This window comes from Amycolatopsis granulosa (genome assembly GCF_011758745.1).
GTDB classification, from domain to species: Bacteria; Actinomycetota; Actinomycetes; order Mycobacteriales; family Pseudonocardiaceae; genus Amycolatopsis_E; species Amycolatopsis_E granulosa.
In genome coordinates this window covers 710,008-723,809 of sequence record NZ_JAANOV010000001.1, presented here as the reverse complement: position 1 = coordinate 723,809, position 13,802 = coordinate 710,008, and the positions used below count along the sequence as shown (strand labels likewise).

At 69.2% G+C, this 13,802-nt stretch carries 13 protein-coding genes; 9 read left to right on the top strand and 4 right to left on the bottom strand.

From position 1 onward, the window contains the following. The first annotated feature begins 214 nt into the window (after positions 1 to 214). Together FHX45_RS03560 and FHX45_RS03555 are read left to right on the top strand one after the other, a co-directional pair. Positions 215 to 625, top strand: coding sequence for an SHOCT domain-containing protein (locus tag FHX45_RS03560; RefSeq protein WP_167096590.1), 411 nt, complete (start codon positions 215 to 217; stop codon positions 623 to 625). Between the two features lie 38 nt (positions 626 to 663). Continuing rightward, complete coding sequence (locus FHX45_RS03555; protein WP_167096588.1) at positions 664 to 1,233, top strand: potassium channel family protein; 570 nt, start codon at positions 664 to 666, stop codon at positions 1,231 to 1,233. A 45-nt stretch (positions 1,234 to 1,278) separates the two neighbouring features. On the opposite strand, the gene FHX45_RS03550 is transcribed toward FHX45_RS03555, so the two are convergent. Genes FHX45_RS03550 through FHX45_RS03540 form a run of 3 tightly spaced genes read right to left on the bottom strand, consistent with a single transcriptional unit; the run spans position 1,279 to position 5,042 of the window. After that, on the bottom strand, positions 1,279 to 2,520 hold the full coding sequence (locus tag FHX45_RS03550; RefSeq protein ID WP_208405788.1) for a mannitol dehydrogenase family protein: 1,242 nt from the start codon (positions 2,518 to 2,520) through the stop codon (positions 1,279 to 1,281). 50 nt (positions 2,521 to 2,570) lie between these two features. Next, entirely contained in the window at positions 2,571 to 3,998 is a 1,428-nt protein-coding gene (gene uxaC, locus FHX45_RS03545) for a glucuronate isomerase (RefSeq protein WP_167096585.1), read from the bottom strand. A gap of 36 nt (positions 3,999 to 4,034) precedes the next feature. Further along, entirely contained in the window at positions 4,035 to 5,042 is a 1,008-nt protein-coding gene (locus FHX45_RS03540; protein WP_167096583.1) for a substrate-binding domain-containing protein, read from the bottom strand. Positions 5,043 to 5,148: 106 nt separating this feature from the next. Here FHX45_RS03540 and uidA point away from each other — a divergent pair, with 106 nt between their 5' ends. From uidA to FHX45_RS27915, 7 genes are all read left to right on the top strand, one after another. After that, positions 5,149 to 6,927 (top strand): beta-glucuronidase, encoded by a 1,779-nt coding sequence (gene uidA, locus FHX45_RS03535; RefSeq protein ID WP_167096581.1) that lies wholly within the window; start codon positions 5,149 to 5,151, stop codon positions 6,925 to 6,927. 8 nt (positions 6,928 to 6,935) lie between these two features. After that, on the top strand, positions 6,936 to 8,264 hold the full coding sequence (locus tag FHX45_RS03530) for a glycoside-pentoside-hexuronide (GPH):cation symporter (RefSeq protein WP_167096579.1): 1,329 nt from the start codon (positions 6,936 to 6,938) through the stop codon (positions 8,262 to 8,264). An 11-nt stretch (positions 8,265 to 8,275) separates the two neighbouring features. Beyond that, the gene (manD, locus tag FHX45_RS03525) at positions 8,276 to 9,514 is read left to right on the top strand and encodes a D-mannonate dehydratase ManD (protein WP_167096577.1); all 1,239 of its coding nucleotides are present in this window, start codon (positions 8,276 to 8,278) and stop codon (positions 9,512 to 9,514) included. Positions 9,515 to 9,738: 224 nt separating this feature from the next. Beyond that, on the top strand, positions 9,739 to 10,206 hold the full coding sequence (locus tag FHX45_RS03520; protein ID WP_167096575.1) for a hypothetical protein: 468 nt from the start codon (positions 9,739 to 9,741) through the stop codon (positions 10,204 to 10,206). 223 nt (positions 10,207 to 10,429) lie between these two features. Beyond that, a complete protein-coding gene (locus FHX45_RS03515; protein ID WP_167096573.1) occupies positions 10,430 to 10,993 on the top strand; it encodes a dihydrofolate reductase family protein in 564 nt (187 codons plus the stop codon). A gap of 103 nt (positions 10,994 to 11,096) precedes the next feature. After that, positions 11,097 to 11,690, top strand: a complete 594-nt coding sequence (locus FHX45_RS03510; RefSeq protein WP_167096571.1) for a hypothetical protein — start codon at positions 11,097 to 11,099, stop codon at positions 11,688 to 11,690. A gap of 146 nt (positions 11,691 to 11,836) precedes the next feature. Next, positions 11,837 to 12,265 (top strand): hypothetical protein, encoded by a 429-nt coding sequence (locus FHX45_RS27915; RefSeq protein ID WP_243868914.1) that lies wholly within the window; start codon positions 11,837 to 11,839, stop codon positions 12,263 to 12,265. A gap of 136 nt (positions 12,266 to 12,401) precedes the next feature. On the opposite strand, the gene FHX45_RS03500 is transcribed toward FHX45_RS27915, so the two are convergent. Further along, a complete protein-coding gene (locus FHX45_RS03500) occupies positions 12,402 to 13,772 on the bottom strand; it encodes an FAD-dependent oxidoreductase (RefSeq protein WP_167096569.1) in 1,371 nt (456 codons plus the stop codon). Between the last annotated feature and the right edge of the window lie 30 nt (positions 13,773 to 13,802).

The following is a 13,802-nucleotide window of genomic DNA, read 5'->3' as shown; positions in this document are numbered from 1 at the left end:
GCACGGGCAACTCACCCCATCGGGGTGAGGTCGCGGTGGTGGCCATCCGTGACGCTGGTGGCGTGACCACGCGCCCAATCCCCAGCAGGACGCCCCGCTGCCGTGGGGCATTCAGTGCGAGTGGTGCTGCCTGCGGACGCCGGGGTTGCGGTGGTTGCCCGATGGCGCCGCGCCGCCGCGCCGCGCCGGCCGAGTGTCGAGCAATGGAGGCGCCATGACACTGGCACAATCGAACTACCCGTTCCTGGACCTGATCTGGACCATGCTGGTGTTCTTCGGCTGGGTGACCTGGTTCTGGCTCCTGGTCGTCATTTTCGCGGACGTCTTCCGCCGGGCGGACATCACCGGCTGGGCCAAGGCCGGCTGGACGGTGGCCCTGCTGGTGTTGCCGTTCCTCGGCGTGCTGATCTACCTCATCGCCGAGGGCAAGCACATGGGTGAGCGGCGGCGGGCCGAGGCCACCGCGGCGCAGACCCAGTTCAACGACTACGTCCGCTCGGTCGCCCACAACGGCGGCGGGACCGGTGCGACGAGCCAGATCGCGGAGGCGAAGCGGCTTCTGGACAACGGTGCCATCAGCGACCAGGAGTTCCAGGATCTCAAGGCGAAGGCACTGGCCCGGTGAGGCCGGCGGGCGTGCCCGGTTGACCGGGAGCGACCGGGATGACGCTGGGCGAGGGACGGGCGCGGGCGCACCGGGGACGGCTGCTGGTCCTCGGCGCGCTCCGCCCGTCGTTCACCGTCGCCGCGTACTACCTGCTGCCTCTCGGGGACCGGGTCCGCGGCAGGGGCGCGCTGTTCCTCGTCGCCGGGCTGGTCGTGGTCGCGTTGGTGGTCGTCTGGGAGGTCCGCGCGATCGGCCGCTCGCCGTACCCGCTGCTACAGGGCGTGCAGGCGCTGGCGCTGTCGGTCCCGTTGTTCCTGCTGCTGTTCGCCGAGGCCTACCACGTCATGGAGCTGGTTCAGCCGGGCAGTTTCACCGTCGCGCTGAGCAAGACCGACGCCCTCTACTTCGTGGTGACGGTGTTCGCCACCGTGGGGTTCGGCGACATCACACCGGTCGCGTCGACCGCGCGGATCCTGGTCACCGTTCAGATGCTCGGGGACCTGCTCCTGCTGGGCCTGGGATTGCGGGTGATCCTCACCGCCGTCCAGCGCGGACGGGACCGGACGGACCGGACAGGAGGACACGGCGACCGAGACCGTGATCTCCGGACACGGGATGACCGGTGATCTGCACCCGGCGCTCTGCTGACGACCCGCGGTCGACCGGTCGGTCTACCGGTACGATCCGGCGGCCGCGCCGGACGATGCGCGAAGCTCCCGCAGTTCGGTGTCGATCGCGGCGAGCAGTTCCCGGTCGTCGCCCAGCGCGGGGTCGATCTTGGTGAGGACGCGTTGCGCGGGGTTCGCGGTGGCCGCCAGGGGGACCAGCTCGGCGGCGCGGGTGTCCCGCACGTCGCTCCCGCGGAGGTAGGCCAGCCAGGCGGCCAGGCCGGTGACCGCGCTGTGCGGCAGCCGGCCCCGGGCCCGCTCGCGGTGCAGCACGGGGAGGATCCGGGCGGGGATCTTGTGCGAGCCGTCCGCGGCGATCTGGCTCAGCAGGTGCCGGATGCCGGGTGCGGCGAACCGGTCCCGCAGTCGCCGCCGGTAGTCGCTGATCTCGGCGGGGGAGACGGGCAGGTACGCCGCCGCGGTGTCCCACCAGGACTCGGTCAGCTCGCCGAGCACCGGATCGCCGGCGGCCCCGGCGACGGTGGTGTGCCCGCGGGCGAGTCCGGTGTAGGCGAGCAGTGAGTGGGCGGCGTTGAGGATCCACAGTTTGCGTCGCTGGTAGGTGCCGAGGTCGTCGACGATCTGCGCCCCCGCCCGCTCCCACGCCGGTCGGCCGCGGGGGAAGGTGCCGGCGATCTGCCACTCGGTGAACGGTTCGGTGACCACCGTCGCCTGGTCCCGCAGCCCGGTGAGCTCCTGAACGGTCCGCACGTCGCGTTCGGTGGTGGCCGGCGTGATCCGGTCGACCACGGTGCCGGCGATCGCGACCTCGTGTTCCACCCACTCGGCGAACGCGGGTTGCCGGCACACCTTGCGCAGGACCGAGCGCAGGACCTCCCCGTTGTCGGGGAGGTTGTCACACGGCACGAGCGTGATCGGGGCCGCGTTGGCGTGGAAGCGTCCGAGCAACCCGGCCACCAGCCGGGACACGGCCGAGTCGGCGCCCGGCTCGGGGACGGTGTAGGCGGCCTCGGTGACCGTGAGGGTGATCAGCGCGACCTCGGGCGAGGCCACGTCCGCCAGCCACTGCCGGGTGTCCGCGCCGGGGTGCGCACGCGCGATCGAGCCGACCGTGTCCACCCGGTCGCCCGTTTCGTCGCGGACGAGCAGGGAGAACAGCCCACCTTGCCGGGTGAGCAGCCGTGGCAGTTCGGTGTTGCGGAAGGTGTAGGCGGCGATGCCCCAGGCGGGGTCGGCCGCGGTGTACCAGGCCTGGTGGGCACGGTGGAACGCGCCGAGTCCCAAGTGGACAGCGCGAACGGGCGGCGGTGCGGCGGTGCGGGTGAGTCGCGGCGTCACAGCCGGAACGCCTTCCGCGGCTGGCGGTCGTTGAGGTCGTGCAGCACTTCCTGGGCGTCGTCCTCGCTGAGGACGTGCTCGGCGACCAGGCTCGCGAGGTGCGCGGCGTCGACCCTGCGGGCGGTGTCGTGGCGCGCCGGGATCGAGCAGAAGCTGCGGGTGTCGTCGATGAAGCCGGCGGTGCGGTGGAAACCGGCCGTTTCGGTGACGGCGTCCCGGAAGCGGCGCATGGCCCGGGGGGCGTCCAGGAACCACCACGGGGCGCCGAGGTAGACGGTGGGGTAGAAGCCGGCGAGCGGCGCGAGCTCGCGGGAGAACACCGTCTCGTCGAGGGTGAACAGCACGGTCTGGAACACCGGATGGGTCCCGAACCGTCGCAGCATGGGCTTGAGCGCCTGCGTGAACTCGGCGTGCAACGGGATGTCGTGGCCGGTGTCGGCCCCGTACCGCGCGAAGGTCGGTTCGTGGTGGTTGCGGTCGACACCGGTGTGCAGGGTGAGCACCATGCCGTCCTCACTGGACATCCGGGCCATTTCGCCGAGCAGGTGCCGGGACAGGAGCCGCGCGTCCCCGGGTCCGGCGTTGCCGGCGCGGACCGCGTCGAACAACCGCGCCGCCTGCGCCTCCGGCAGGAACTCCATTCGGGCGTCCGGGGCACTGTGGTCGGTGGTGGTGGCGCCGTGCCGGCGGAAGAACTCCCGGCGCTGTTCCAGCGCGGCGATCGTGCCGCGGTAGCTGCCGGTGTCGATGCCGCTCGCCTCGGCGAGGCGGTCCAGCGCGGCGGGCCAGCCCGGGTGCGTGGCGTCGAGGTAGCGGTCAGGACGGAAGGTCGGCACCACCCGGCCCGCCCAGGACGGATCGTCCGCCAGCGCCCGATGGTGCCGCAGGTCGTCGGCGGGGTCGTCGGTCGTGGCGAGCACGGCGATGTTGAACGACTCGTACAGCTCGCGGGGCCGGAAACCGGGTTTGGCGAGCCGCTCGGTGATCTCGTCGAACAACGTGTCGGCGGTCGCCGCGGAGGGGTGGACCGTCACGCCGAGGACGTCGTGCAGTTCGGCCTCCAGCCACTGGCGCGACGCGGTGCCCAGGAAGAACCGCCAATGCGAGCAGAAGGCGCGCCACACCTCCCGGGGCGCAGCGGTGTGCCCGTCCTCGTCGCGCAGGCCCAGGTCGCGCAGCGGGACGCCGTGGGCGTGCAGCAGCCTGGTCACGTAGTGGTCGGGCGTGACCAGGAGTTCGGCGGGGTTGCCGAACGGCGTGTCCCGGGCCAGCAGTGCCGGGTCGACGTGCCCGTGCGGGCTGACCAACGGCAGGTCGCGCACGCTGTCGTACAACCGGCGCGCGATCGACCGCTCGGTGGGGTCGCTGGGTAGGAGCCGGTCCGGATGGGGTTCGAGGGCGATCCCTGTCGAGCCACGGTGCATTCCCGCAGGCTCCCGCCGCGACCGGCGTCGTGGCAACTAGTTGCCACCAGTTGCCGCGGGCGCGGGACCGGTCGAGCCGCGGACGATGAGGTGGGCGTCGAAGCTCTGCGCCGCCTGCTGCCCGCCGCGCCCGGAGAGCTCCGCGCACAACGCGTCCACCGCGCATCTGCCCAGCTTGGCGGTCGGGCCCGCGATCGTGGTCAGCGCCGGCACCGTCAGGTCCGCTCCGAAGATGTCGTCGCAGCCGATCAGGCTGATGTCGTCCGGCAGCCGGACCCCGGCCACGTGCAGGCGGTGGAGCGTGCCGAGCGCGATCAGGTCGTTGTAGGCGATCGCGGCGGTCGCGCCGTCGAGGATCAGGGCGTCGGCCGCCTCGTGGCCACCCTGCTGGTTGGGCGCGAACGGTCCGAGGAAGCCGGCCCGGATGCCGAGCGCGCCCGCTTCCTCCTGGGCGGCGCGCCAGCGTTGACCGTTGACCCAGGAGCTGCGCGGCCCGGACAGGTAGGCGATGCGGCGGTGACCGAGTGCGGCGAGGTGGCGCACCGCCTTGCGCATGCCGGCGGCGGTGTCCACGAACAGGCTCGGCAGGCCGCCGATGTCCCGGTTGACCATGACCAGCGCCCGGTGCTGGGCGAGCTGGCGCACCACGTCGTCGGACAGCCGCGAGGTCGCCAGGATGCCGCCGCTGGTCGCGGCGAGCAACTGCCGCAGGTTCCGCGCCTCGACCTCGGGTGATTCGTCGCTGTCGGTCAGCGCCAGGGTGAAGTTCCGTTCGATGGCCCGTGCCTGGGCCGCCTTGATCAGCGGCGCGTAGTAGGGGTTGGCGATGTCGGTGACCACCAGCATCAGCGTGCGGCTGCGGCCGGGCGAGTCGACCCTGGCCAGCGGCCTCGGCTCGTAACCGACCTCGCGGGCGGCGGCCCGCACCCGCTCGCGGGTGGCCGCGTTGACCCGCGCCGGGTCGCTGAAGGTCCGCGAGACCGTGGACGCGGCCACCCCGCAGTGCCGCGCCACGTCGTAGATGGTGACCCGTCCCTGGCCCACGCCCCGCCCTCCGGTCCTCGTGGCAACAGCTGGCAACAGATTGTCATGCTACTGGCGGCCTCATACTTTCGGGCGGTACCTCTTGTTGCCCAGAAGGGAAGCAACGATGCTTCGACCGATCCTCAACACCTGGCGAGATCGCCGCACCCTCAACGGGCTCTGGCGCTTCGCCACCGATCCCGGCGGAGCGGGCCGGGACCAGAAGTGGTGGCAGGCGCCGCTTCCCGGCCGCGTCGAGATGCCGGTGCCGGCCAGCTTCAACGACGTCATCCCGGACCCCGCGATCCGCGAGCACGTGGGCGACGTCTGGTACCAGACCGACGTGGTGGTGCCCGCGAGCTGGGCGGGGGAGCGCGTTGTCCTGCGGTTCGACGCCGCGACCCATCGCGCGGTCGTGTGGGTGGACGACGAACAGGTCGCCGTGCACGAAGGCGGGTACACGCCGTTCGAGGCCGACGTGACCGCTGTCGTGCGGCCGGGGCGGACCAGCCGGGTCACGGTGGTCGTCGACAACCGCCTCAGCTGGGACTCGATCCCGCCCGGACACGTCGAACAGACCCCGGAGGGGCCGCGGCAGCGGTACCACCACGACTTCTTCAACTACGCCGGCCTGCACCGGCCGGTGTGGCTGTACACGACACCGGCCACGCACGTCAGCGACGTCACCGTCCGGACCGGGCTGGCCGGCACGACGGGCACGGTGGACTACGACGTGGTGATCACCGGCAGTGACGACGTGGAGACGCGCGTCGTCCTGCGCGACGCGTCGGGCACCGAGGTCGCGCGCGCCGCCGGCGCGTCCGGCACGCTCACCGTCGGGGACGCGCACCCCTGGCGTCCCGGTGAGGGCTATCTGTACACACTGGACGTCGAGCTGTGGGACGGCGGATCACCCGCCGACCGGTACTCGCTGAACGTCGGCATCCGGACGGTCGCCGTCGACGGCACCCGGTTCCTGATCAACGGGGAACCGTTCTATTTCACCGGTTTCGGCATGCACGAGGACCACGCCGTTCGCGGCAAGGGCCATGACGACGTGTCGATGGTCCACGATTTCGCGCTGCTGGAGTGGATCGGCGCCAACTCGTTCCGCACCTCGCACTACCCGTACGCGGAGGAGATCCTCGACTACGCCGACCGCAAGGGCATCGTCGTCATCGACGAGACCGCGGCGGTGGGGCTCAACCTCGGGCTCGGCGGCGGCATCCTGCACGGCGCGAAGCAGCCGACCTTCTCCGCCGAGACGGTCTCCGACGCCACCCAGCGCACCCATCTGCAGGCGATCCGGGAGCTGGTCGCCCGGGACAAGAACCATCCCAGTGTCGTGCTGTGGAGCATCGCCAACGAACCCGAGTCGCACACCGAGGAGTCCAAGAAGTACTTCGAACCGCTGTTCACCGAGACGCGGCAGCTCGATCCCACCCGCCCGGTCGGCTTCGTGAACGTCATGCTGTCGCCGTCCGACAAGTGCCTGGTGAGCGACCTGGCCGACGTCGTGATGATCAACCGGTATTTCGGCTGGTACACCCAGACCGGCGACCTGACCGCGGCCGAGCGCGAACTGGAAGCCGATCTGACGGCGTGGGCGCACCGGCACAGCAAACCGATCATCGTCACCGAGTACGGCGCCGACACCATGGCGGGCCTGCATTCGGTCGTTCCGCAGCCGTGGACGGAGGAGTACCAGGCCGAGTTCCTGGAGATGTACCACCGGGTCTTCGACCGCGTCGACGCCGTGGTGGGCGAACACGTGTGGAACTTCGCCGACTTCGCCACCTCGGCCGGTGTCTTCCGGGTGGAGGGCAACAAGAAGGGTGTGTTCACCCGCGACCGCAAACCCAAGGCGGGTGCGTTCACCCTGCGTCGTCGCTGGAGCCGGCCGTGAAACTGCGCATGAGACAGCTCTTCGGCTACGCGGCCGGGGATGCGGCCAACAACCTGGCCTTCGCGATGTCGTCGATGTTCCTGCTGGTGTACTACACCGATGTGGCCGGAATCCCGGCCGCCGCGGCCGGCACGATCTTCCTCGTCGTGCGGATCTGGGACGGCTTCGCCGATCTGGCCGCCGGCCGGCTCGTGGACAAGACCAGCTCGCGGTTCGGGAAGTTCCGCCCCTGGTTGCTGTACGCCGCCATCCCACTGCTGCTGCTGAGCGTGGCCGCCTTCGCCGTGCCGGACTGGCCGATGCCGGCCAAGATCGCCTACGCCTACCTGACCTACGCGGCGATGGGCACGGCCTACAGTCTGGTCAACATCCCCTACGGTTCGCTCGCCGCGGCGATGACGCAGGATCCCGTCGAGCGCACCAAGCTGGCCGGCGCCCGCTCGATGGGGGCGTCGGCGACGATGCTGATGCTGATCTTCGTGGTGTCCCCGCAGATCAAGAACTCCGACAACCTGCAGCGGTCCCTGCTGCTCACCACACTGGCCTTCGTGGTCGTGGGTGCCGGCCTGTACCTGTTCACGTTCGTCACGGCCAGGGAGACCGTGCCGCGGGCCGTGGCGAAGGTCAGCTTCAAGGACAGCCTGCGGACGCTGCGGCAGAACAAACCACTGGTGATGCTGTCCGTCAGCTCCCTGTTCTTCCTGACCGCGATGGCCTCGATCCAGACGGTCGGCGTGTACTACGCCCGGAACGTGCTCGGCGACCCGAGTTTCTACATCGCGATCTCCGCGCCGCAGCTGGTCCTGATGTTCGTGCTCGCGCCGCTCGTGCCGAAGCTCGCCCGCCGGTTCGGCAAGGTCACCAGTTACGTCGCCGGTGGGGTGGTGATGGTGGTCGGCGGGATCGGGGTGCTGCTCGCACCGGCCACGGTCCCGTTCGTGTCGCTCGGGTTCTTCCTGCTGATCGGCATCGGTCTCGGGATCGTCAACACCCTCATGTGGTCGCTGGAGGCCGACACCGTGGACTACGGCGAGTGGAAGACCGGCGCCCGCACCGAGGGCACGACCTACGCGGTGTTCTCGTTCGTCCGCAAGATCGGTCAGGCGCTCGGCGGCGCCGCGGCCGCGTACACCATCGCCCTCGCCGGATACGTCGGCGGCGCCAAGGTGCAAAGCGACGGGGCGTTGTGGGGCATCCGCGCCGCCGCCGGGGTGGTGCCCGCCGTCTGCACGGTGATCGCGATCGCCATCATGATCAGGTACCCGTTGACGGAGAAGCGTCTCCGCGAGATCACCGCCGAGGCCGCGCGCCACCGGAACCAGTTGGTCGAATCATGAACGGAGTACCAGTGCGGATCGATCGTGCCGACGTCATCGTCACCAGCCCGGGGCGGAACTTCGTCACACTCAAGATCACGACCGGGGACGGCGTCGTCGGCTACGGCGACGCCACCCTCAACGGGCGGGAACTCTCGGTCGCCAGCTACCTGCGTGACCACGTCGCCCCGCTCTTGATCGGGCGGGACGCGCACCGCATCGAGGACACCTGGCAGTACCTCTACCGGGGCGGTTACTGGCGGCGGGGCCCGGTCACGATGGCCGCGATCGCCGCCGTCGACACGGCGCTGTGGGACATCAAGGCCAAGGTCGCGGGGCTGCCCCTGTACCAGCTCCTCGGTGGCGCGAGCCGCGACCGCTGCCTGGTCTACGGACACGCCAGCGGGCGCGGGATCCCCGAACTGTCCGACTCGATCCGCGAGCACCTCGACCTCGGGTTCCGCGCGATCCGCGTCCAGACCGGCGTGCCCGGGCTCGACTCGGTGTACGGCGTGGCCACCAGCTCGGCCGCCTCGGTCGGCGGATCAGGCCGGTACGACTACGAACCGGCCCGGCGCGCCGCCCTGCCCGCCGAGGAGACCTGGGACACGCGCGCGTACCTGCGTCACGTGCCGTCGGTGTTCGAAGCCGTCCGGCACGAATTCGGCCCCGAGCTGATCCTGCTGCACGACGCGCACCACCGCCTCACGCCCATCCAGGCGGCCAGGCTCGGCAAGTCGCTGGAACCCTACGACCTGTTCTGGCTGGAGGACGTGACCCCGGCCGAGAACCCGGAAAGCCTGCGCCTGGTCCGCCAGCACACCACGACACCGTTGGCGATCGGTGAGGTGTTCAACACGGTCTGGGACTACCAGACCCTGATCCGGGAGCAGCTCATCGACTACGTCCGTTCCCCGGTCACCCACGCGGGCGGCATCACCGGCGTGCGCCGCATCCTCGACTACGCCGCGATGTACCAGGTGAAGTCCGGCATGCACGGCCCGACGGACGTGTCACCGGTCGGACTCGCCGCCGCTGTCCACATCGGACTCGCGGTGCACAACTTCGGCATCCAGGAGTACATGGTGCACAGCGCGGAGACGACGGCGGTCTTCGGGCCGACTTTCACCTTCGCCGACGGCGGGCTGCGGCCCGGTGAGGAACCCGGGCTGGGCATCCACTTCGACGAGGAACTGGCGGCGAAGTACCCCTACGAGCCGGCGTACCTGCCCACGAACCGGCTGCGCGACGGGACCGTGCACGACTGGTGAACGACCTGCGCGGGCCGGGACGGATCCTGGCCCGCGATCGTCGCTCAACGTGCGGCAGTCCCGGGAACCGTTGTCGCGTCGCCGGTTTGCTGAAGACGGCGATCGATCAAGGGCGCGCGGACCTGTACGTACGGTGGACTTCGGATGATACTGGAGGTGGTAACACAGGAAGTCCTCGGAACCAGCTGATGACGGCGGTGGTGGCATGTTTGGCGGGGAGAGATGTGAGCGATGACATGTCGCTGATTGTCTTCCGGGACGATCATGGCGACTTCGCTGAGCTGGTGCCACCTTTTGCCGCGGAAGCTCTTCGGGCAACCGTGTTCGATTCGATTACCTTGCAGTGGCCGAAGTCGGCGAATCCCGACGAGAAGCGGCGGGTGATGCAGTTCGTCATGACGGCAGCAGCGCGAGATTGCCGCGGGCGAACACTGACGGCGGGGAAGCGCGGAAGAAGTCTGGTCAGGGAAGGCTCGGCTGCTTTCCTCGAAGCGGTTGATGGTCTTGAGTGGTGGCTGGGGGAAATCGTCTTGCTGTTTTCCTCGGCAGAGCGGTTGACGATGGCCTGGATGCCCGGGAGCGATGGCTCGTTCTTGCACATCGCTGCTTCGCCGGACGTGCTTGCCTGCCACGTTCAGCCCGCGATTCAGGAAATCGGATTCGCGCTCGGTTGGTCCGTCGAATCGCAGTAGGTGCGTTCGCCGGACTGTAGGAGGACTATCCGCGCGATTGCTCTGCTACGGTGTTCAGGCGATGTCGCGGGCCGTGGGGCGTGCGGCATCGGCAGTTGGCGGGCCGATGATGACCCGCGTGTCCAGTACGTTGGTGCAGACGTTGCGGTTCAGGCGTCCGGGGGTCTTCCGCATCGAGCCGTTCCGGGCTCCCGGGACGGACCGGCAGAAAGGTTGGCGCGTCATGCGGAAGCTGGTCTACGGCATGAACGTGTCCCTGGACGGCTACATCGCCGCGCCGGGCGACGACCTCGGCTGGAGCGGGCCGAGCGACGAGCTGTTTCAGTGGTGGCTCGACCAGGAGCGGGCGATCGGTCTGTTGCTGTACGGGCGCAAGCTGTGGGAAAGCATGAGTTCCTACTGGCCGACGGGCGATCAGCAGCCGGGCGCCACTCCGGCACAGGTCGAGTTCGCGCGGAACTGGCGGGATACCCTGAAGGTGGTGTTCTCCTCGACGGTTGACAAGGTCGACTGGAACACCCGTGTGGTCACCGGTGACGCGGTCGAGGAGATCACCCGGCTCAAGGCCGGGAACGGCGAGCCGATGAGGGTGGGTGGCGCAGCGCTCGCAGGCGCGGCCATGCGGGCCGGGCTGGTGGACGAGTACGAGATCGTGACCCATCCGGTGCTGGTGGGCGGCGGCACACCGTTCTTCGCCGCGGTGGACAGCTGGGTGAACTTGAACCTGGTGGAGACGCGGACGTTTCCCGGCGGCGTGGTGCTGACCAGGTACGAGTCGAAGTGGTGAGCGCGATGCTCCGCGGTGGCATCCTTCTTGAGGGTACTGCTACCTGGTGGTCCACCCCCGAGCATGAAAAATTGCATCGGTTCACCTGCCAGAGCAAGAAAAGATGAACGAGAAGCGCTTCTCACCTTTTCCACTCGCTGTTGCGGGTGCTCCAGGGCGAATAGAGTCCAGGGTTCTGGCGAGGCAGGCGGAATGGCAGAACGATTGGTTCGAAGTCTATCTTGATGCGAACTTCCGCTCGCTCCCGGCGAGGGCCAACGCGACCGTCATGCTCGACGAGTTCGAAGTGGATTTCGTGCTGGCGGGAAACAAGATCATCGGGCTGTCCGCGAGGCTGGATGCCTGCGATTTCACCCGAACCACCGCCTCGTTCTTGCTTCCCCCGGGCGAACCGGCCTCGGTGCATCTCGGGTTGGACTTCGATCCCGAGGACAGTGATACGTATGAATATTCGGACTATTTTGCATTCCGGCTTATCTCCGAAGAAGGCCTTTATGCCGGCAAGGTCTCGCCGGCGGATATGCCGCAATGGACGTTTTCCTCTGCCGGGTACTGGGTGGGCGTCAATCAGGAGAGCTCCCTCTGCGCCATCCTGATTCCATTTGATTCAGTAGGTCGCCGGGATTACCGGAAAGTCATGAGGTCCAATTCTTACCGGCTACGCAAGATCGTGCGGGATATCTTCGGAAGGCGCTGATCCCGCTCCTCGAGCTGGCCGCGCGGTTGTGGACGCGATCGCGGGCAGGGACTTCACCTGGTTCCGCGGGGGCTATTACGAGAAGTGGTGGGTACGTGACATCCGGAGTGGGCGGTCGGCTCGTTGATTTCCTCCGCGAGCTCCAGGTGAGCACCACGTGGACGGTGGTGGTCACCGACGAGGGCGACGGCTGGTCGAAGTGGCGGCTCGGGGGACCGACATGGCAGGCCGACGTGATCGTCGAACCGCGCAGCTGGCTCGGGCTGGCGTTCGAGGCGCGGGATCCGGTGACCGGCAGGCGCGCCACCTACGACATCGACACCGACCTGTACGACATCTCGCAGGACAATCAACGTGAATTCGCGGATGAGATAGAACGGGATATCATCGAGTTCCTCGGCAACCTGCGAACGGGAGCCGTTCTGCGCGGGAATGACGGGTCGAAGTTCGTGCTCGTCTTTCCTCTGAACGGCTCCTATGTCCGCGTCGTCCAGGGTCGCTTCCTGGCCGGCGTGTCCACGTGCGCCGATCTTGCCGCCGCCCGGACCGGCGGCGACTACGTCGTGGTGGAATAGGCCTGGCGCCGTTCGCCGACGACAAGCCGGTCGATGACGTCCACTACGCCCGGACCCAGCGGCGGGTGCACGTGCTCAACGCACCGTCACCCGCCGCGGGCCGCCGCCCGGGGGATCGCCGTGCGGTCCGGTCCCGTCACGCGAGGGTGGCGAGGACTTCGTTGAACGCTTCGGTCGAGGACGGGTGGGTGTAGATGGCGTCCCGCAGTTCGGTCGCGGTGACGCCGTGCCGCATGGCCAGGGCTACGGTGTTGACCAGCTCCTGGGCGTCGATGCACAGCAGTGCCGCGCCGAGGATGTGGTCGGTCGTGGCGTCCACGACGAACTTGATCAGGCCCCTGGTGTCGCTCATGATCCGCGCGCGGGGCATCGCCGCGATCTGCGCGACCAGCTTGCTGGCGATGCGGACGGAGTGCCCGTTCGCGCGGGCCTCGGTCTCGGTGAGCCCGACCCTGGCCAGCGGCGGGGTCATGAACACGGTGCTGGGCACGGCGACGCGGTCCGCGGTCGACCGCGTTCCGTCGCCGGTGAGCTGGTCGAGCACGATGCGGTGGTCGTCGAGCGAGACGTAGGTGAACTGGGGCCCGCCGTTGACGTCTCCGATGGCGTAGATGTGCGGCTGCGAGGTCCGCAGGTGGTCGTCGACCGCGATGGCGCCGCCCGCCGTGGTGTGCACCCCCGCCGCCGACAGGCCGAGGTCGCGGGTGGCCGGGGCGCGCCCCAGCGCGACGAGCACCGCCTCGGCCTCCACAGTGGATGTCGTGTCGCCCGAGGTGTAGGTGACCACCGCGGAGTTGGTGCCGTCCCTCGCGTCGGTCACGCGCGCACCGTTGACGAAGGTGATTCCCGCTCCGCGCAGGATCTCCTCGGCGGCCGCGGCGACGTCCGGGTCCTCCCGCGCCAGGACGCGCGGGGCGTGGTCGATCACCGTGACCTCCGACCCGAACTGCGCGTACATGCTGGCGAACTCGGTCCCGACGTAACCGCCGCCGACGATGACGAGCCGGCTGGGGAGCGTCTCCAGCGCGAGCAGCCCGGTACTGGTCATGATCCGGCCGCCCAGCGGCAGGCCGCCGGTGACGGGATGGGCGCCGGTGTTGATCACGATGGTGTCGGCGCTGACGCGGAGTTCGTCGTCACCGGCTCGCACGGACACGGTCTTGGGGTCGGCGAACCGGGCGCGGCCGGTGATGACGGTGACGGTGTCGAGGGTGTCGAGCATGCGCAGGTTGTTGCCACGCAACAGGGTGGTGAGCGAGTCGGCGCCGCGGATGGCCTGTTCGTACCAGCCGCCGGGATCGTCACCCGCCCGTCGCTGCTCGGCCTGGTGCACGAGCGCCTTGGTGGGGACGCAACCGATGTTGATGCAGGTACCGCCGTACATCCGGTCGGACTGTTCGACCATGGCGACCCGGCGTCCGCGGCGGCCGAGGGTGGCGGCGAGGGTCTTGCCGCCCTTGCCGAAGCCGATCACGAGGACGTCGAAGGTCAGGGCCGGTGCTGTCATTGGTGTGGTCCTTTCGATGAACCGGGGAGA

Excerpts from the sequence above, each read along its gene's own strand:
- FHX45_RS03555 (WP_167096588.1), top strand. The coding sequence starts at position 664 with ATGACGCTGGGCGAGGGACGGGCGCGGGCGCACCGGGGACGGCTGCTG.
- FHX45_RS03510 (WP_167096571.1), top strand. The coding sequence starts at position 11,097 with ATGAACGAGAAGCGCTTCTCACCTTTTCCACTCGCTGTTGCGGGTGCT.
- FHX45_RS03500 (WP_167096569.1), bottom strand. The coding sequence starts at position 13,772 with ATGACAGCACCGGCCCTGACCTTCGACGTCCTCGTGATCGGCTTCGGC.
- FHX45_RS03560 (WP_167096590.1), top strand. The coding sequence starts at position 215 with ATGACACTGGCACAATCGAACTACCCGTTCCTGGACCTGATCTGGACC.
- FHX45_RS03515 (WP_167096573.1), top strand. The coding sequence starts at position 10,430 with ATGCGGAAGCTGGTCTACGGCATGAACGTGTCCCTGGACGGCTACATC.
- uidA (WP_167096581.1), top strand. The coding sequence starts at position 5,149 with ATGCTTCGACCGATCCTCAACACCTGGCGAGATCGCCGCACCCTCAAC.
- uxaC (WP_167096585.1), bottom strand. The coding sequence starts at position 3,998 with ATGCACCGTGGCTCGACAGGGATCGCCCTCGAACCCCATCCGGACCGG.
- FHX45_RS03530 (WP_167096579.1), top strand. The coding sequence starts at position 6,936 with ATGAGACAGCTCTTCGGCTACGCGGCCGGGGATGCGGCCAACAACCTG.